We start from the raw sequence: 17,278 nt of genomic DNA, 5'->3' as shown, positions 1-17,278 counted from the left end.
GGCTCGCGCCCCTGATCTCCCTGTGGCGAGTGAGCTTGCTCCCGCTCGGTTGCGCAGCGACCGCAAAATCCTGGGGCCGCTGCGCAGCCCAGCGGGAGCAAGCTCCCTCGCCACAGGCTTTCACCGCCATCCTCATCAGTCCGTCGCGATCGCGAGCAAGCTCGCTCCCACAGGATGCTGGCCTGCGATATACTGCCGCGCCTTTTTAGCGTCGCGCCAGCATGCCCGGCGTGCCTTATAGAGGTGCCGCCCGTCGACCGATGCACCCAAGCGGCCGGCACCTTATTGAATGTTCCCGTCTTTAGAGAGGAGCGCGACTCATGACCGTGATCAAGCAAGATGACCTGATACAGAGCGTCGCCGACGCCCTGCAGTTCATTTCCTATTACCACCCCGTGGATTTCATCCAGGCGATGCACGAAGCCTACCTGCGCGAAGAATCGCCGGCGGCCCGTGACTCCATGGCACAGATCCTGATCAACTCGCGCATGTGCGCCACCGGCCATCGGCCGATCTGCCAGGACACCGGCATCGTGACCGTGTTCGTGCGCGTGGGCATGGATGTGCGTTGGGATGGCGCGACCATGGGCCTGGACGACATGATCAACGAGGGCGTGCGTCGCGCCTACAACCTGCCGGAAAATGTCCTGCGTGCCTCCATCCTCGCCGACCCGGCAGGCGCACGCAAAAACACCAAGGACAACACCCCGGCGGTCATCCACTACTCCATCGTCCCGGGCAACACCGTGGAAGTGGACGTGGCGGCCAAGGGCGGCGGTTCCGAGAACAAGTCGAAGATGGCCATGCTCAACCCGTCCGACTCCATCGTCGACTGGGTGCTCAAGACCGTTCCGACCATGGGCGCCGGCTGGTGCCCACCGGGCATGCTCGGCATCGGCATCGGCGGCACTGCCGAGAAAGCCGCGGTGATGGCCAAGGAAGTCTTGATGGAATCCATCGACATCCATGAGCTCAAGGCCCGCGGCCCGCAGAACCGTATCGAAGAGATGCGCCTGGAGCTGTTCGAGAAGGTCAACCAACTGGGCATCGGCGCCCAGGGCCTGGGTGGCCTGACGACCGTGCTCGACGTGAAGATCATGGATTACCCGACCCACGCCGCCTCCCTGCCGGTGTGCATGATCCCCAACTGCGCCGCCACCCGTCACGCCCACTTCGTGCTGGACGGCACCGGCCCGGCTGCGCTGGAAGCGCCACCGCTGGACGCCTACCCGGAAATCGTCTGGGAAGCCGGCCCGTCGGCCCGTCGCGTCAACCTCGACACCTTGACCCCGGAAGACGTGCAGAGCTGGAAGCCGGGCGAAACCGTGCTGCTCAACGGCAAGATGCTCACCGGTCGCGACGCCGCGCACAAACGCATGGTCGAGATGCTGAACAAGGGTGAAACCTTGCCGGTGGACCTCAAGGGCCGCTTCATCTACTACGTCGGCCCGGTCGATCCGGTCGGCGACGAAGTGGTCGGCCCAGCCGGTCCGACCACCGCTACACGGATGGACAAGTTCACCCGCCAGATCCTCGAGCAGACCGGCCTGTTGGGCATGATCGGCAAATCCGAGCGCGGCCCGACCGCCATCGAAGCGATCAAGGACAACAAAGCCGTCTACCTGATGGCCGTCGGCGGTGCCGCTTACCTGGTGGCCCAGGCGATCAAGAAATCCAAGGTCCTGGCGTTCGCCGAACTGGGCATGGAAGCGATCTACGAGTTCGAGGTCAAGGACATGCCAGTGACGGTCGCCGTGGACAGCAAGGGCGAGTCGGTGCATATCACCGGTCCTGCCATCTGGCAGAAGAAGATCAGCGACAGCCTGGCGGTCGAAGTGCAGTAACAGGCATTTTGGCGCAATGAAAAAGGCCGGTGGGGCAACAACCCCACCGGCCTTTTTTGTGCAGGCACCAAAGCCATACCTACACAACCTTGTGGCGAGGGAGCTTGCTCCCGCTGGGCTGCGTAGCAGCCCCAAACCAGTCAACCCAGTACTCCAGGAAAAATCGGCCGACTGGTTTTACGACTGCTGCGCAGCCGAGCGGGAGCAAGCTCCCTCGCCACGATGGTTTATATCCAGCATTCAAGTAACTGACCCACCGCCAATTCCCTGTGGGAGCGGGCTTGCTCGCGAAAGCGGTGGGCCAGCCGACATCAATGTTGAATGTGCCGGCTTCTTCGCGAGCAAGCCCGCTCCCACAGGATCTGCGGCAGGCTCGAAGTACATGATCGCTTGACGCAACCGCCATGCTATCGTGCCCGCCCGACTTTCCACTGGTTTACGCCAGCATGCTGCCGACCACCCGTACCTTGCGCCTGTCGTTGTACACCTTGCTGATCCTCGCCGGCGCGGCGGTTGCCGCCACCCTCGCCGTGCGCCACGCCGAGCGCGAGGCCTTGGAAGAAGACGCCAGCCGTGCCAGCCAGCAGTTGGCGCTGTATGCCAATTCGTTGCATACCCTGATCGAACGCTACCGCGCCCTGCCCGCCGTGCTGGCGCTGGACCCAGAGTTGCGCTCGGCCCTCAAGGGGCCGGTCAGTCCAGCCCAGCAGGATGCGTTGAATCGCAAGCTCGAACAGATCAATGGCGCCGCCCAGTCATCCACATTGGAACTGCTCGACCACAGCGGCCTGGCCGTCGCGGCCAGCAACTGGCGCTTGCCCAGCAGCTATGTCGGTCACAACTACGGGTTTCGCCCTTACTTCATCCAGACACGCACCCATGGCACCGGGCGGTTTTATGCGGTGGGCGTGACCAGTGGCATTCCCGGTTACTTCCTGTCCAGCGCGGTGACCGACGACGACGGCAAGTTCCTCGGTGCGATGGTGGTGAAGCTCGAATTCCCGGAGCTGGAGAAAGAGTGGCGCCAGGGCAGCGACACGTTGCTGGTCAGCGATGCGCGAGGCATCATCTTCATCGCCAACCGCCCGGGCTGGCGCTATCGCCACCTGCGCGCGCTGTCCGACAGCGACCTTGCCGAGCTCAAGGCTACGCGCCAATACGACAAGCAACCGCTGAAACCGCTGGCCTTCGAGCCGCTGCGCCGCTTCGATGACAACAGCCATCTGGCCCGGGTAGAAGCCCCCGATGGCTCGGCGGATTACCTGTGGGAATCCTTGCCGTTGACCGCCGAGGGCTGGACCCTGCACTTGCTGCGCCGCCCGCAGATTACCTTCGAGGACTTGCGCAACGCCGGGCTCGCCGCTGCGGGTTTGTGGTTGGCGCTGGTGTTCCTGTTGCTGTTTCTCAACCAGCGCTGGCGCCTGGCAAGGTTGCGCCAGCGCAGCCGCGAAGAGCTGGAACGGCTGGTGGAGGAGCGCACTCGGGATCTGCGCACGGCCCAGGACGGGCTGGTGCAATCGGCCAAGCTGGCGGCGCTGGGGCAGATGTCGGCGGCCCTGGCCCATGAAATCAACCAACCGTTGACCGCCCAGCGCATGCAATTGGCAACCCTGCGCCTGCTGCTGGATCACGGTCGGGTCGATGATGCCTACAAGGCCCTCAAGCCGGTGGATGACATGTTGACCCGCATGGCCGCCCTCACCGGCCACTTGAAGACGTTCGCGCGCAAAAGCCCCAGCGGCCTGCGCGAACGACTGGACCTGGCGGCGGTGGTGGACCAGGCCCTGCAATTGCTCGACACACGCCTGCGTGATGAGCAGGTCAGTACCGTGTTGCACCTGACCCGCCCGGCGTGGGTGCGTGGCGATGCGATCCGTCTCGAACAGGTGTTGATCAACCTGCTGCGCAACGCCCTCGACGCCATGGTCGGTCAACCGCTCAAACGCTTGGAAGTGCGCCTGGAGGCCGATGAGCACTTGTGGCGCCTGAGCGTCAGCGACAGCGGCACCGGCATCGCCGAGGAACACCTGGCCCAGGTGTTCGATCCGTTCTTCACCACCAAGGCCGTGGGCGACGGCCTGGGCCTGGGGCTGGCGGTTTCGTTCGCAATCATCCATGAATCCGGTGGACGGCTGACGGCGGACAATCATGAGAACGGCGCGGTATTCTGCGTGACCTTGCCCATTGATCAGGAGGCTCAACCGCATGCTTGATTCAGTCATGGTCGTGGATGACGAAGGCAGCATTCGCAGTGCCGTCGAGCAATGGTTGAGCCTGTCGGGATTCCAGGTGCAACTGTTCAGCCGCGCCGACGAATGCCTGGCCCGGTTGCCGGAGCATTTCCCCGGGGTGATCCTCAGCGACGTGCGCATGCCCGGCCTCAGCGGCCTGGAGCTGCTGGCCGAAGTGCGCCGCCGGGATCCGGACCTGCCGGTAATTCTCTTGACCGGTCACGGCGACGTGCCCATGGCGGTGGAGGCCATGCGCGACGGTGCCTACGACTTCCTGGAAAAACCCTTCAGCCCGGAAGCCCTGCTTGGCAGTTTGCGCAGGGCCCTGGACAAGCGTTTCCTGGTGCTGGAAAACCGTCGATTGCACGAGCAGGCCGATGCCAGGACCAGGCTCGATGCCACCTTGCTTGGCGTCTCCCGCTCGTTGCAAAACCTGCGCCGCCAAGTGCTGGACCTGGCGACATTGCCGGTCAACGTGTTGATCCGTGGTGAAACCGGCAGTGGCAAGGAGTTGGTCGCCCGCTGCCTGCACGACTTCGGCCCGCGGGCGAGCAAACCCTTCGTGGCGTTGAACTGCGCAGCCATCCCCGAACCACTGTTCGAAGCGGAACTGTTCGGCCATGAAAGCGGCGCCTTCACCGGCGCCCAGGGCAAACGCATCGGCAAGCTCGAATACGCCGACGGCGGCACGCTGTTCCTCGATGAAATCGAAAGCATGCCGCTGGCCCAGCAGGCCAAGTTGCTGCGAGTTCTGCAGGAGAAGAAGCTCGAACGCCTGGGTTCCAACCAGAGCATCAACGTGGATCTGCGCATCATCGCCGCCACCAAGCCGGACTTGCTGGACGAAGCACGGGCCGGGCGTTTTCGCGAGGACCTGGCCTACCGCTTGAACATCGCCGAGCTGCGCCTGCCACCCTTACGTGAGCGGCGCGAAGATATTCCGTTGCTGTTCGAGCATTTCACCCACAGCGCCGCCGAACGCCTCGGCCGCCCCGCCACGCCCTTGAGTGGCCCGCAACTGAGCCATCTGCTGAGCCACGATTGGCCGGGCAACGTGCGCGAGCTGGCCAACGTCGCCGAACGCCAGGTATTGGGGCTCGATCAACTGCCCGTCCTGGAGGCGGAGCCGGGCCAGTCCCTGGCGGCCCAGCAGGAAGCCTTCGAAGCCCAATGCCTGCGCGCCGCCCTGACTCGACATAAAGGCGATGTGAAAGCGGTGCTAGAGGAACTGCAACTGCCGCGCCGCACCTTCAATGAAAAGATGCAGCGGCATGGGTTGAGTCGAGAGATGTTCCTGCAGGACAACTGATGGGCTGTCGCGACGCGACTCGCGATCACCCCTGGCCTGGGGTCAACCCGACAGCAAACTGGCAATCAGCCGTTTCCGACCTGCCACATCCAGCGCGCGGTAGCCATCCAATAGCAATTCTTCATCCGGCGCCAAGGCCGGTGCGGTTGGCGCACGCTCGCCCGTCAGGACGTAGTGGGCATCCACCCCGATCGCCACCAGTTTCGCCACCAGATCGGCCGGGCATTTCTGCCGCCCGGAGACCACTTCTTTCAGGCGTTGCGGGCTCGACTCGCCTGCCGCACGAGACGCGGCGGCCAGCGAAACACCACAACGCGTAATTTCTTCGCGCAGACGAACGTGGATATAATCCACCAAAACTATTGACATGGTGGATATATCCCACCAAAATCGCCAACACAAAAAACGGCCATCATCGCCTCACTAGAATCGGCACCACGGCCGTGCAAAGACTGCGCGCATTCGGAATCCCATCCATTTCGCGGTAATCAGCAAGCAGGGTGCATTGAGCATGAATTTACTCCGGAAATTTCCTACAGGAAATAGCGAAGAGTCTGAAAGCAAAAAAGAGGTAGGACACGGGGTCTTGCGCGGCGTAACGAAGCGCCGTTTTTTTCTCATGCATGACCGCAGGTTGGGTCGAAACACGTCCCCTATGTATTAAACGTTGATCGTCCCTCTTCCTTGTTCGAGGTTTTAAATGCATTTGTATCAAGTGTTTACCCGTCCCTGGGCTGCCCTGGGCAAACTGGCATTCATGACGCTCGCCATCGGCCTGTCGTTGCCAGCCACCGCGAACATGGTGGTCTACCCGATGAACAGCACCATCGGCACCGAGCAGGACGGCATTGGCCAGATCCAACTGCACTCCAAGTCCGACAAGGTGCAATACATCAAGGTCAACGTGACCCAGATCCAGCGCCCCGGCACGCCCGACGAACACGAAAGCCCGCTGTCGCCGGCCGATGCCCTGGGCATTGTCGTGTCGCCACAGCGCACGGTGCTGGCGCCCGGCGCGAGTCGCACCATACGGATCATCGCCCAGGCGATACCCAGCGAAGAAACCGTCTACCGGGTCTATTTCGAGCCGGTCGCGGCACCGGGCCTGGCGGACGAAGACGATTCAGAGCCCGACGGCGTACAACCCAAGATCGGCGTCAATCTGATCTGGGGCGCCTTGGTGCGCGTGTTACCCGACGATCGCCGCACCAGCCTCAAGCTGCAACCCAAGAGCAACGAACTGCGCAACGACGGCACCCTGCGCGTCGGCGTGCTGCAGGTCGGCCAGTGCGCCGACGTCCAGGGCGAGAAAGACTGCATCTGGAACGACGTCAACCGCAGCCTTTACCCCGGCAGCACGCTGCCAGTCTCACCCGGTTCAAGTGGCAACGTGGTCGTGCGTTTCGTGACCAGCGACGACAAACGTCCCCGCACCCTCGCCGTATTGCCGGAAAGCTGATTCCCATTTTTCACCCAAGCCACGTGCCTTGGCACGTGGTCAGGCCCCCGTTCACCCATAGCAAAAGAGGAACACCCATGAAACTGATGAAATTCGCCCCCTTGGCCCTGGTCGCCCTGACCTCGCTGCCCGCCATGGCGGTGGAGAAGAGCATTATGGTCTTTGCCGATGTCGACCCGACGCTGGAAATCCTCCAGTCCGATGGCAGCCCGTTGCCGCCTTCCATGGAGATGGCCTACCTGCCGGGTGCCGGCCTGCGGCCGACCAGCCTGGGTACGCGGATCTACAGCAATGACACCGACAAAGACATGACCTTGCGACTGATCACCAGTCCGGTCCTGGCCAACATGACCAACCCCGCCGCCGCCGCCGTTCCCCTGAGCGTGAGCTACGGCGGTCGTGCGCTCAACACCACCGGTGTCACGTTGCCCGCCGCCGACCTGTTCCCGGGTGGCGACCCTACCAGCGGCTCGATCGAGCAAATGCTGGAGATCCGCCAGAGCACCGCGGGCGCCATCGCCAACGCCGGTCGTTACGAAGGCATGGTCAGCCTGGTATTGACCCAGCAGCCGTAAGTATCGCCGGTTCATCCCCAGAAGGGAGGTACGGCACCGTCGTACTTCCCTTTTCCTTCGTCAAGGCCCTGTATGAAACGCCACTTCACTGCACTCTCCATCTCCCTGACCTGGGCGCTGGCCGATGCCGTATCGGCCGCGTCCACCGATCTGCCCCAGGTGCCGGCCGGTTTCGAGGCGCTGGTTGAAGGTCAGGTGGAACAACTCGAACTTCAATTGCTCAATCGCAACCTCGGCCTGCACCCGGTAATGGTGCGACCCGGCCGTATCGAATTCCAACAGCCCGAGCGAATCGCGGCGCTGCTGGTCGAGGCCGGTGCCTCGGCCTCCGCCCAGGAACTGCAACCCTTGCTGTCCGAACCGTTGCCCAGCAACAGCCAGTTGGCCTGCTCCTATGGCCTGGCCAGCGAAGCGAGCTGCGGCTACCTGGAAACCGACGCGGTGGCGGTGATTCTCGACGAGGCCGGCGCACGCCTGCAAATCCTCATGCGCAAGGACTGGCTGCCGGCCAACGATGCGGCGGCGCTGCGCTTGCATACGCCCACCGAGGCCCAGAACGCCCTGGTCCATCGGCAGAACATCAACATCGCCCAGGCCGACAGCTACCGCGCCCTGGGTGCCAGCGGCCTCGGTGCCCTTGGCCTGGGCGAAACCAGCCACCTGGGCTTCACCTGGAACTACCAGGCCTACCAGAACAAGCGCGGCAGCGAGAGCAACCTGGAGTTCAACAACGCCTATTACCGGCAGGACTTCGATCGCGAACACTACGCCCAGGCCGGGCGCATGGACATGAGCAACCTGTCCAGCGCCGAAGGCGGCAACTTCAGCTTCAGCCTGTTGCCCCTGGGCCGGATCGACGGCGCCCGCGTCGGCACCACCCTGGCCTACCTCAACCGCGAAGTCGTTGGGCAAGGTACGCCGATTTCCCTGATCCTGACCCAACGCTCGCGGGTCGATGCGTTCCGTGGCGAAGAACTGCTGTCCACGTCCTACCTCGACGCCGGGGTGCAGAACGTCGACACCCGGACCTTTCCCAACGGCAGCTATCCGGTGACCCTGCGGGTGATCGAAAACGGCCAGGTGACCCGTACTGAAACCGTGCCTTTCAGCCGCACCGACGGCAACGGCCTGGGGGACGACACCGTGCAATGGTTCCTGCAAGGCGGGCGCACGGCGGAACATTCGCTGTACGAACAGGATCCCTCCGCCGTGGCCCAGACTGGCCTGCGCATTCCGTTGCGCGATGACCTGGCGCTCACCAGCGCGGTGACGTGGCTGGACTCGGCGTTCTACAACGAAAGCCGCCTGGATTGGGCCGGCACGCTGGGGGCCAGCAGTTGGTCGGTATCCGGCGCCGTCCTGGCCGGCAACGATGGCGCGACCGGCAACAGCCAGCAATTGACCTTTGCCCACGGGATCTCCTGGAACCTGTATCGCTATTCGTTGCGCAGCCCGTCCTGCGAACACAACACCCGCGCCTACCAGCAAAGCGGCTGCAATGAATCGTTGATGGCCAGCGCCTCCCTGCCGCTGGCCGGTGGCACCTTCAGCGCCGGCTATACGTACAATCGCTATGCCCAGGTGAACCCCTATTCCTATTGGAACGATTTTCTCGACGAAGACGACCCGACCCGCGACCTGACCACCTCCACCTGGGCCCGGACCCTGCAAGTGGGCTTCTCCCGCAGCCATGTCCTGGGGCCGTTCCATCTCATCAATCGGGTGGGCGCCTTCCGCAATGCCAGCGGCAACCGCGACACCGACCACGGCGTGTACCTGAGCCTGAGCCTGTCCCACAACGAGCGCTCGAACACCGGCGGCTACCGCCAAAGCAATATCGGCGTGGACATGCGCCGCGAACAGCAGGCCCGTGACAGCCTGCGCACCGGCCTGGGCCATACCCGCGCCTGGGACAACGAACAGGGCCGGAACGAAGTGAACACCGGCGTCGGCTACGATGACCTGGGCCGCTGGGACGCGGAACTCGCCGGGCGGATCGAACGCAACTGGGGCGAAACCAGCCTGGCCGTGGCCCAACGCGGCGGCGACCAGCAGGACTCGCGGCCCAGCTTCAGCGGCAACCATGCGTCTTCCCTGGCGCTGGGACGCGAAGGCTTTTTCTGGGGCCAGGGCCAGGGTGGCACGGGCCCAGGTGCGGCGGTGGGCATCGTCGCCGCGCCGCTGGAAAACGCCAGCGGTGCGGCCGCCAAGATCAGCGGCGGCTACGGCGCCCAGACCAGCATCGGCTTCGGCGAAAAGCGCCTGATTCCGGTCAATGGCTTCGAAGCCACCCAGACCCGCATTAGCGACGCCGATGCCTCGCGCCAGAACCTCAGCTCGGTGAACGTCGGCAACGGCAGCCGCGAGTGGTTCCTGCCACCGGGCAAACTGGCGGTGCAACGGATCGAGTCCAGCGTCAGCTACACCTACGTCGGACGCTTGGTGAATCCGCAAGGTGAACCGCTGGCACAGGCAGCCATTCTCAATGCGGCGATGCTCGAAACCGGCGAGGACGGCAGCTTCGTCGTCGACCTCAACCATCACCCCGAGCCCTTGTTCGCCCTGGACCTCAACGGTGTGCACGCCTGCGCGATCCAAACCCGCGCGGCCCGCAGCAGCCTGCGCCGGGTCGGCACACTGACCTGCGAAAGCACCACTCTGGACGCTTTGCCCAAGGACCTCAACGACCCGGATCGCCTGGGACGCTGGACCGCACGGCGCAGTGCCGCGTTATCGTCGGACAAGAGGAATCAGCCATGAGCAGAACCTTGAACCATTGGGCCCTTCACCTGGTTGTACTCGTTTACTCGGGCGCCGTGCTGCCGGCGCTAGCGGATGTCCATCCCGTCGACCACTACCAGATGGTGACGCTCAATTACGACCGGGCGGCGCCACCTGGGGATCATTACCTCTGGAATAAGATGCTGCATGGCTGGCACGAAGCCCCACAAACGCAAACCGGCTATAGAACCATGCATTTTGTTTGCCTTTCCAATACCGATCCCGCGACCGGCCAGTGCCGCACATCCAGCTATGGGGAAACCGGTATCACCAACGTAGCGCTGCGTTTCACCGAGAGACGCAGCCGCCTGTCCGTGGTACTGCAGGTCAGAGGCTATCTGTCGCGCAAACGCCATCTTGGCAACGGTTGCGGAACCTGGGTGCCGCTTGACTTCTTGCTGAGTTCAACGGCAAGGCTCAGTACCTGCGGGGAGGAGGAGCCCACGGGCACGGCCTCTACCCTTTGGATTCCTCAATCGGAGCTCGCCAAGCTACCCTCCGGTGGCGTCTGGACCGCGCAACTGATCATGAAACTCAAAACGTATCACTCGCAACCCATTGGAAACGCCAAGACCTTCACCGTGGATTTCAAGCTGGACGTCACCGACCACAACAGCATGCAAATCTACCTCCCCGACTACGGCATCAGCACTCCACAGGTAGACCTCAACCTGCGAACCCGCCCGTTGAGCACCGCACCCGGTGGCATCGTCTCCGGCCAGGCGGTGGTGGATGCCTGCCTCTACGACGGCTACAACGCCAACAGCCAGCGCTACGAGATTCGCGTGACCGGCATGAACTCCGTGCCGGGCATGGACGGACGCTTCTTCGTCCACCATGTCTCCGGCGGCACCGGCGAGCGTAACCGCATCGAATACAAGGTGCGCACCCGCACCGCCAATCTAGGGGAGACGCAACATCAGTCCGGGCAACCGGTGAGTTTCAGCGGCATCAACAACGCCGAGATCCGCGCCGTGAAACTGCCCAATGTGCCTTTCCCGGTGGTATGCACACCGTGGCCGATCACCTTGGACACGCCGGCGTTCAACCAGATCGACAAGAACACTGGGCAGTATCGGGGCGAGTTGAAGCTGGAGTTCACGCCTTCGACGTCTTCGCCCTGAGTTTTTTGGCGCCCAGGGTGGCGCCATCGCGAGCAGGCTCGCTCCCACAAGGATTATGTGTACACAGGTCCAAATGTGGGAGCGAGCCTGCTCGCGATGAGGCCAGCAGCGCCGTCAAATTTCCCCTTCCAAAAATGCAGTCATAAGAACCCGCAATGAACAGACTCTTTCCCCGATGGGCTCGCCGATTAGGCGCGCTCATCGCTGCAGCCACCGCATTACCCGCCTTCGCAGGCGTCGTACCCAGCGACCACTACCAATCCGTGGTCCTCAATTTCGACCGCTCGGCCCCACCCGCCGATCATTACCTTTGGACCCGGATGACGCATGGCTGGAGCGAACAACACATACCGGGCGCCGGATATACGAACCTGCACTTTGTCTGCCTGTCCAGCACGGATCCGGCCACGGGCCAATGTTCCACGACGACTGCCGGACGGTTGGGCACCACCAACATCCCGCTGCGCTTCACCGAGCGGCGCAGCGGTCTGAGCTATGTACTCGTCCTCAAGGGCCAACTCCACCGCAGGTTTCCGCTCAATCTTTGCAACGGGTCTTGGGACGGCAAGATATTTGTCTTGACCACCAACGCACCGGCTTATTGCGGCCAGGAAGATGAGGAAGTTTCCCTGCGATCGGAGGGGACAGGCTCAACCGTCTGGCTCCCCCAATCAGAACTCGCCAAACTGCCCACCGGCGGCATCTGGACGGCGAAGATGATCTTGAAACTCAAGCGGTATTACTCGCAACCGATCAGCGCGGCCAACACCTACACCGTAGACTTCAAGCTCGACGTCACCGACCACAACAACATGCAAATCTACCTGCCCGCCTACGGCATCAGCACTCCACAGGTAGACCTCAACCTGCGCACCCGCCCGTTGAGCACCGCCCCTGGCGGCGTCGTCTCCGGCCAGGCGGTGGTGGATGCCTGCCTCTACGACGGCTACAACGCCAACAGCCAGCGCTACGAGATTCGCGTGACCGGCATGAATCCCGTGCCGGGCATGGACGGGCGCTTCTTTGCCCATCATGTCTCAGGCGGCACGGGTGAGCACAACCGCATCGAGTACAAGGTACGCACCCGCACCGCCAATCTAGGGGAGACGCAACATCAGTCCGGGCAACCGGTGAGTTTCACCGGCATCAACAACGCCGAGATCCGCGCCGTGAAACTGCCCAATGTGCCGTTCCCGGTGGTATGCACACCGTGGCCGATCACCTTGGACACGCCGGCGTTCAACCAGATCGACAAGAACACCGGGCAGTATCGGGGCGAGTTGAAGCTGGAGTTCACGCCTTCGACGTCTTCGCCCTGAGGTTTTTGGGCGCCTGGAGTGGCCTCATCGCGAGCAGGCTCGCTCCCACAAGGATTATGTGTCCACAGGTCCAAATGTGGGAGCGAGCCTGCTCGCGATGAGGGCACTAGAGCCACCGAATTCTCCCATTTAGCCGTGGGGGCCAAGTTGACATCGCGGCGATGAAAAACAGATCGGCCATGTATGAAAAATCTGTCATTCAACTGCGATTAATCCCGCGTTAATGCCCGTGCCCCACCCTGGGTTCACTGAATCGATGTCCTGCGCAAGGTTCGCTGCGAATGCCAAAGCGAGTGAATGCGCCCGCCTTAACATCGATTTAATAGATTGTTATTAGCATTTATTTGCGCTTTTCAATCAATTTTATTGGCGTAGCATTCAACCCATGCAAGACACATCGCCAACGAACCAGGAGTAATCACCATGAAAACCAAACTGATCATCGCCCTGACCCTGTCTGTACTGGCCGCCAACACCTTCGCCGCCGATGGCTTCGACCGCACCGTCGCCGCTGACGGTTACGACCGCACTGGCGCCGCCACTGTTGCTGCCGATGGTTTCGACCGCACCAATGGCGCCATCGCTGAAGACGGCTTCGACCGCACCAACGGCGCCCTCGCTGAAGACGGCTTCGACCGCACCAGCGGCGCTCTCGCTGAAGACGGCTTCGACCGCACCAGCGGCGCTCTCGCTGAAGATGGCTTCGACCGCACCAACGGCGCTGCCATCAGCTAATCCGATAACCCTCCCTCACAGCCCGGCTTCGGCCGGGCTTAGTTGTTTTTGGGGTCAGTGAAACCCGCACAGCGATAACAGCAGCGCACAGGTGTCGGATTTCAAAGATCCGATGTGTGGGCGCCCGCTCGCGAAAGGGCCGGCTCGCACCGCCACATAAGCGGATTCCCGCCCACACCCCCAGCTTCAATAAGCGGATTTCCGCTCACCGAATCACCACACCCCCTCTAGACCGGCCTTCTCCCACCTGGCACAGCTCCTGCTATAGCCCTGTCAGGCTGCGTTCCCACGCGCTCCACAAAAACAATTAAACGAAGGATCCTTCAATGGATAACTCAAACACCCTGCCCATCGGGTCGGCTGCCGTGCCCGCCCGTGAAAGAACCACCGCCAGCCGGATCAAGTCGATCTTCAGTGGCTCGGTCGGCAACATGGTCGAGTGGTACGACTGGTACGTCTACGCCGCGTTCTCCTTGTACTTCGCCAAAGCCTTCTTCCCCAAGGGCGACACCACCGCCCAATTGCTCAACACCGCCGCGATCTTCGCCGTCGGCTTCCTGATGCGTCCGATCGGTGGCTGGCTGATGGGCCTGTACGCTGACCGCGCCGGGCGCAAACGCGCATTGATGGCCTCGGTGTACCTGATGTGCTTTGGCTCGCTGATCATCGCCCTGAGCCCCGGCTACGAAACCATCGGCGTCGGTGCGCCGATCCTGCTGGTGTTCGCCCGCTTGCTCCAAGGCCTGTCGGTGGGTGGCGAATACGGCACCTCGGCGACTTACCTGAGCGAAATGGCGACCAAGGAACGTCGCGGCTTCTTCTCCAGCTTCCAGTATGTGACGCTGATCTCTGGCCAGCTCATCGCCCTCGGCGTACTGATCGTGCTGCAACAATTGCTGACCACCGAGCAGCTGTACGCCTGGGGCTGGCGCATCCCGTTCGCCATCGGCGCGCTGTGTGCGGTCGTTGCGCTGTACCTGCGTCGCGGCATGGAGGAAACCGAGTCGTTCACCAAGAAGGAAAAAGCCAAGGAAAGCGCCATGCGCACCTTGATGCGGCATCCCAAGGAATTGTTGACCGTGGTCGGCCTGACCATGGGCGGCACCCTGGCCTTCTACACCTACACCACTTACATGCAGAAATACCTGGTGAACACGGTGGGCATGAGCATTTCCGACTCCACCACCATTTCCGCCGCCACGCTGTTCCTGTTCATGTGCCTGCAACCGGTCATTGGCGGGCTCTCGGACAAGATCGGTCGCCGGCCGATCCTGATTGCCTTCGGCATCCTGGGGACGCTGTTCACCGTGCCGATCCTCACCACCCTGCACACCATCGAGACCTGGTGGGGCGCGTTCTTCCTGATCATGGCCGCGCTGATCATCGTCAGCGGCTACACCTCGATCAACGCCGTGGTGAAAGCCGAACTGTTCCCCACCGAAATCCGCGCCCTGGGCGTCGGCCTGCCCTATGCACTGACCGTGTCGATCTTCGGCGGCACCGCTGAATACATCGCACTGTGGTTCAAGAGCATCGGCATGGAAACCGGCTACTACTGGTACGTGACGGCGTGCATCGCGGTTTCGCTGCTGGTGTACATCACCATGAAAGACACCCGCAAGCACTCGCGCATCACCACTGACTGATCGCCGAGTCGTATAAACAGAAGGGGCGAACCTGAACGGGTTCGCCCCTTTCGTCGTTCCAGGACGTAGTCATTTCCTACATTAATTTCCACTTAATGGCCCCACTCCATCCTCCCCCCATCAACTATCGATGCTTGGAGTATGACCATGAAAACCAAACTGATCTTCGCCCTGACCCTCACTGCACTGGCCAGCAGCGCCTTCGCCGATGACGGCTTCGACCGCACCGGCACCGCCGCTTTTATCGCCAGCGGTCACGAGCGCGCCGGTTCCGCCGTTGTTGCCAAGAAAGATGAAAACCACGCCATCGAGCCTGCCGTCGCCGCGGATGGCGCCGACCGCGCGGATGCGGCGTCTACCAACTAACCTCAGCCATCACTAAATCCTGTGGGAGCGCGAAGGCAGGGTGTCAGTCGATACTATACTGACTGACACTGCGCCTTCGCGAGCAAGCCCGCTCCCACAAGGTCTTACGGTGCTGACAAAACGGGCTGATCGCTGCACTATCGTCGGATCCCTCCAAATAGCAGCGGATTTACGCATTCTCATGCCCGACGATATTCATTACTACGAACCCGCCCAAGGCCATGGCCTGCCCCACGACCCGTTCAATGCCATCGTCGGTCCGCGGCCCATTGGCTGGATTTCTTCCCAGGATGGCGAAGGCCGCCTGAACCTGGCGCCCTACAGCTTCTTCAACGCCTTCAACTACGTCCCGCCGATCATTGGCTTCTCCAGCGTCGGGCGCAAAGACAGCCTCAACAACATCGAACAGACTGGTGAGTTTGCCTGGAACCTGGCCACTCGCCCGCTGGCCGAGCAGATGAACCAGAGCTGCGCGATGGTCGCGCCCGAGGTCAATGAGTTCGAACTGGCGGGTCTGACGGCGGCTCCGTCACGGGTGATCCAGGTACCGCGTGTCGCCGAAAGCCCGGTGTCCTTCGAATGCAAGGTCACGCAGATCATTCAACTGCAGCGGGCGGACAAGGGGCTGGTGCCGAGCTGGCTGATCCTCGGTGAAGTGGTCGCCGTGCATATCGCCCAGTGGCTGTTGAAGGATGGGGTGTACGACACCGCCGCCGCCGAGCCGATCTTGCGCGGTGGCGGGCCGGCGGATTATTTCCAGCTGGGGCCTGAGGCGTTGTTCAAGATGCATCGCCCGAAGTAAGCGATAAAATCCTGCAAACAACACCGTTCACTTGAAATGAAGGCCTGGGGGGCGAGGGCGCTAGCCCCCGCTTGGGCGCGCCCCCCCCACCAAAAAAGGGGCCGCTGCGCAGCCCAGCGGGAGCAAGCTCCCTCGCCACAAAAGCAATCACCAAAAGACTGATTACCAGACCAACCCGCCCTCATCGTCGACGCCCTTGAGATGAGTCAACTGCACGGCGGCGGCTTCATCGGCCTTGGTAGCGGTCTCGAACGTCTGCTCTTCAAGCACCTTGTTGAAACGCGGCGCACCTGAGCCGCCGATGGCCTTGGTGGCTATGGCGGCGTGGTAACCACCGCCCTCCTTGGGAACAACAGCAGAAACAGCTTCAAAGGTTTCAAAGGCTTTACGTGCCATATTGCGCATCCTGGCGATGAAAAATGACGCTCATTAAACCTTCAACCGGCCAGTTTGTGTACCTGCGCCCGGCACCCTTCGGTCGCCTGGGCGGCAGAGACTTCGCGGAAGGTGTGGAAATCCAGGCTGCTCACCACCAGGTCCTGCACCAGCTCGGCAAAAATCGCCATGGCCGGTGAATTGAAGTAGGCGTCCATCGACGGCTGATTGACCCAGAGCCCGGACACCAGCCACAAATCAGCGTCGCATTGCGATTGCTGCAAGGCAAAGTGCAAGCAACCGGGCGCCTGGCGCGAAGGTGCGATCAGCGTGCTCAGGCGCGCACCCAATTGCTTGGAGCAACCGCCGCGGGCCCGGACAAAAGCCATGTGGCTGACGGGGATGTGTGTAGTCATGTTCAACCCTCCCAGGTAATCCGTTGTGCAGCCGGGGACAGGCTGCGACAGGATCAAAGGTTAAGCGCCGCGCCGCCAGCTTCGTTAGTCGATTCCTGCCGACCCATTGCACAATCCTGCGCATCGGCCGCTCGAATTTCGCCATCGATCCGGTTACAAGCCGGGAAGTTGAAACAAAAGGTTTCAAGCAAGTTTTGGCAGCGTTGCACCGTCATGGCCCATTGCGCCGTGCAGGATCAGGCAAGCTTTCAACAGGATGTGACTACCGTTGCGCCTTGCACAAACATAAGCTTTGT

Annotated in this window: 16 protein-coding genes; 12 read left to right on the top strand and 4 right to left on the bottom strand. The window is 62.2% G+C overall.

The genetic code is table 11. From position 1 onward, the window contains the following. The first annotated feature begins 320 nt into the window (after positions 1 to 320). The 3 genes from ACIPQ1_RS13640 (at position 321) to ACIPQ1_RS13630 (ending at position 5,384) form a co-directional block, all read left to right on the top strand. Positions 321 to 1,844 (top strand): fumarate hydratase, encoded by a 1,524-nt coding sequence (locus ACIPQ1_RS13640; protein ID WP_434703671.1) that lies wholly within the window; start codon positions 321 to 323, stop codon positions 1,842 to 1,844. Between the two features lie 446 nt (positions 1,845 to 2,290). Beyond that, positions 2,291 to 4,057, top strand: a complete 1,767-nt coding sequence (locus ACIPQ1_RS13635) for a sensor histidine kinase (RefSeq protein WP_446534297.1) — start codon at positions 2,291 to 2,293, stop codon at positions 4,055 to 4,057. Further along, entirely contained in the window at positions 4,050 to 5,384 is a 1,335-nt protein-coding gene (locus ACIPQ1_RS13630) for a sigma-54-dependent transcriptional regulator (protein ID WP_446534296.1), read from the top strand. The genes ACIPQ1_RS13635 and ACIPQ1_RS13630 overlap by 8 nt, the downstream gene beginning before the upstream one ends. Positions 5,385 to 5,426: 42 nt before the next feature. On the opposite strand, the gene ACIPQ1_RS13625 is transcribed toward ACIPQ1_RS13630, so the two are convergent. Further along, positions 5,427 to 5,753: a hypothetical protein gene (locus ACIPQ1_RS13625; protein WP_250962517.1), complete on the bottom strand. Its 327-nt coding sequence runs from the start codon at positions 5,751 to 5,753 to the stop codon at positions 5,427 to 5,429. A gap of 331 nt (positions 5,754 to 6,084) precedes the next feature. Here ACIPQ1_RS13625 and ACIPQ1_RS13620 point away from each other — a divergent pair, with 331 nt between their 5' ends. The 9 genes from ACIPQ1_RS13620 (at position 6,085) to ACIPQ1_RS13580 (ending at position 16,191) form a co-directional block, all read left to right on the top strand. After that, positions 6,085 to 6,843, top strand: coding sequence for a hypothetical protein (locus ACIPQ1_RS13620; protein WP_250962516.1), 759 nt, complete (start codon positions 6,085 to 6,087; stop codon positions 6,841 to 6,843). 77 nt (positions 6,844 to 6,920) lie between these two features. Then, positions 6,921 to 7,418, top strand: a complete 498-nt coding sequence (locus ACIPQ1_RS13615; RefSeq protein ID WP_250962515.1) for a CS1 type fimbrial major subunit — start codon at positions 6,921 to 6,923, stop codon at positions 7,416 to 7,418. Positions 7,419 to 7,490: 72 nt separating this feature from the next. Beyond that, complete coding sequence (locus ACIPQ1_RS13610; protein WP_446534295.1) at positions 7,491 to 10,178, top strand: TcfC E-set like domain-containing protein; 2,688 nt, start codon at positions 7,491 to 7,493, stop codon at positions 10,176 to 10,178. Then, the gene (locus ACIPQ1_RS13605) at positions 10,175 to 11,323 is read left to right on the top strand and encodes a CfaE/CblD family pilus tip adhesin (protein WP_250962513.1); all 1,149 of its coding nucleotides are present in this window, start codon (positions 10,175 to 10,177) and stop codon (positions 11,321 to 11,323) included. Before ACIPQ1_RS13610 ends, ACIPQ1_RS13605 begins: the two co-directional genes overlap by 4 nt. 155 nt (positions 11,324 to 11,478) lie before the next feature. Beyond that, the gene (locus ACIPQ1_RS13600) at positions 11,479 to 12,642 is read left to right on the top strand and encodes a CfaE/CblD family pilus tip adhesin (RefSeq protein WP_446534294.1); all 1,164 of its coding nucleotides are present in this window, start codon (positions 11,479 to 11,481) and stop codon (positions 12,640 to 12,642) included. 423 nt (positions 12,643 to 13,065) lie between these two features. Continuing rightward, entirely contained in the window at positions 13,066 to 13,377 is a 312-nt protein-coding gene (locus ACIPQ1_RS13595; RefSeq protein WP_446534293.1) for a hypothetical protein, read from the top strand. A gap of 326 nt (positions 13,378 to 13,703) precedes the next feature. Continuing rightward, the gene (locus tag ACIPQ1_RS13590; protein WP_446534292.1) at positions 13,704 to 15,023 is read left to right on the top strand and encodes an MFS transporter; all 1,320 of its coding nucleotides are present in this window, start codon (positions 13,704 to 13,706) and stop codon (positions 15,021 to 15,023) included. A gap of 147 nt (positions 15,024 to 15,170) precedes the next feature. Continuing rightward, complete coding sequence (locus tag ACIPQ1_RS13585; protein WP_411385506.1) at positions 15,171 to 15,389, top strand: hypothetical protein; 219 nt, start codon at positions 15,171 to 15,173, stop codon at positions 15,387 to 15,389. 181 nt (positions 15,390 to 15,570) lie between these two features. Next, positions 15,571 to 16,191 (top strand): flavin reductase family protein, encoded by a 621-nt coding sequence (locus ACIPQ1_RS13580; protein ID WP_446534291.1) that lies wholly within the window; start codon positions 15,571 to 15,573, stop codon positions 16,189 to 16,191. A 162-nt stretch (positions 16,192 to 16,353) separates the two neighbouring features. On the opposite strand, the gene ACIPQ1_RS13575 is transcribed toward ACIPQ1_RS13580, so the two are convergent. From ACIPQ1_RS13575 to ACIPQ1_RS13565, 3 genes are read right to left on the bottom strand one after another with little or no spacing between them, the layout of a single operon-like run. Next, positions 16,354 to 16,587, bottom strand: coding sequence for a hypothetical protein (locus ACIPQ1_RS13575; protein WP_250962507.1), 234 nt, complete (start codon positions 16,585 to 16,587; stop codon positions 16,354 to 16,356). Between the two features lie 41 nt (positions 16,588 to 16,628). Beyond that, positions 16,629 to 16,982, bottom strand: a complete 354-nt coding sequence (locus ACIPQ1_RS13570; protein WP_053124710.1) for a putative quinol monooxygenase — start codon at positions 16,980 to 16,982, stop codon at positions 16,629 to 16,631. A gap of 53 nt (positions 16,983 to 17,035) precedes the next feature. Next, positions 17,036 to 17,197 carry a hypothetical protein gene (locus ACIPQ1_RS13565; protein WP_411385509.1) on the bottom strand — a complete coding sequence of 54 codons (162 nt, stop codon included), beginning with the start codon at positions 17,195 to 17,197 and terminating at the stop codon, positions 17,036 to 17,038. Between the last annotated feature and the right edge of the window lie 81 nt (positions 17,198 to 17,278).

The sequence above is a fragment of the Pseudomonas sp. LARHCG127 genome, from assembly GCF_052871455.1.
The sequence above is the reverse complement of the archived record's forward strand: the minus strand, read 5'-3'. Positions and strand labels throughout refer to the sequence as shown.

What these genes read in the sequence shown, in the direction of transcription:
- ACIPQ1_RS13640 (WP_434703671.1), top strand. Translation starts at nt 321, where the DNA reads ATGACCGTGATCAAGCAAGATGACCTGATACAGAGCGTCGCCGACGCC.
- ACIPQ1_RS13635 (WP_446534297.1), top strand. Translation starts at nt 2,291, where the DNA reads ATGCTGCCGACCACCCGTACCTTGCGCCTGTCGTTGTACACCTTGCTG.
- ACIPQ1_RS13630 (WP_446534296.1), top strand. Translation starts at nt 4,050, where the DNA reads ATGCTTGATTCAGTCATGGTCGTGGATGACGAAGGCAGCATTCGCAGT.
- ACIPQ1_RS13625 (WP_250962517.1), bottom strand. Translation starts at nt 5,753, where the DNA reads ATGTCAATAGTTTTGGTGGATTATATCCACGTTCGTCTGCGCGAAGAA.
- ACIPQ1_RS13620 (WP_250962516.1), top strand. Translation starts at nt 6,085, where the DNA reads ATGCATTTGTATCAAGTGTTTACCCGTCCCTGGGCTGCCCTGGGCAAA.
- ACIPQ1_RS13615 (WP_250962515.1), top strand. Translation starts at nt 6,921, where the DNA reads ATGAAACTGATGAAATTCGCCCCCTTGGCCCTGGTCGCCCTGACCTCG.
- ACIPQ1_RS13610 (WP_446534295.1), top strand. Translation starts at nt 7,491, where the DNA reads ATGAAACGCCACTTCACTGCACTCTCCATCTCCCTGACCTGGGCGCTG.
- ACIPQ1_RS13605 (WP_250962513.1), top strand. Translation starts at nt 10,175, where the DNA reads ATGAGCAGAACCTTGAACCATTGGGCCCTTCACCTGGTTGTACTCGTT.
- ACIPQ1_RS13600 (WP_446534294.1), top strand. Translation starts at nt 11,479, where the DNA reads ATGAACAGACTCTTTCCCCGATGGGCTCGCCGATTAGGCGCGCTCATC.
- ACIPQ1_RS13595 (WP_446534293.1), top strand. Translation starts at nt 13,066, where the DNA reads ATGAAAACCAAACTGATCATCGCCCTGACCCTGTCTGTACTGGCCGCC.
- ACIPQ1_RS13590 (WP_446534292.1), top strand. Translation starts at nt 13,704, where the DNA reads ATGGATAACTCAAACACCCTGCCCATCGGGTCGGCTGCCGTGCCCGCC.
- ACIPQ1_RS13585 (WP_411385506.1), top strand. Translation starts at nt 15,171, where the DNA reads ATGAAAACCAAACTGATCTTCGCCCTGACCCTCACTGCACTGGCCAGC.
- ACIPQ1_RS13580 (WP_446534291.1), top strand. Translation starts at nt 15,571, where the DNA reads ATGCCCGACGATATTCATTACTACGAACCCGCCCAAGGCCATGGCCTG.
- ACIPQ1_RS13575 (WP_250962507.1), bottom strand. Translation starts at nt 16,587, where the DNA reads ATGGCACGTAAAGCCTTTGAAACCTTTGAAGCTGTTTCTGCTGTTGTT.
- ACIPQ1_RS13570 (WP_053124710.1), bottom strand. Translation starts at nt 16,982, where the DNA reads ATGACTACACACATCCCCGTCAGCCACATGGCTTTTGTCCGGGCCCGC.
- ACIPQ1_RS13565 (WP_411385509.1), bottom strand. Translation starts at nt 17,197, where the DNA reads ATGACGGTGCAACGCTGCCAAAACTTGCTTGAAACCTTTTGTTTCAAC.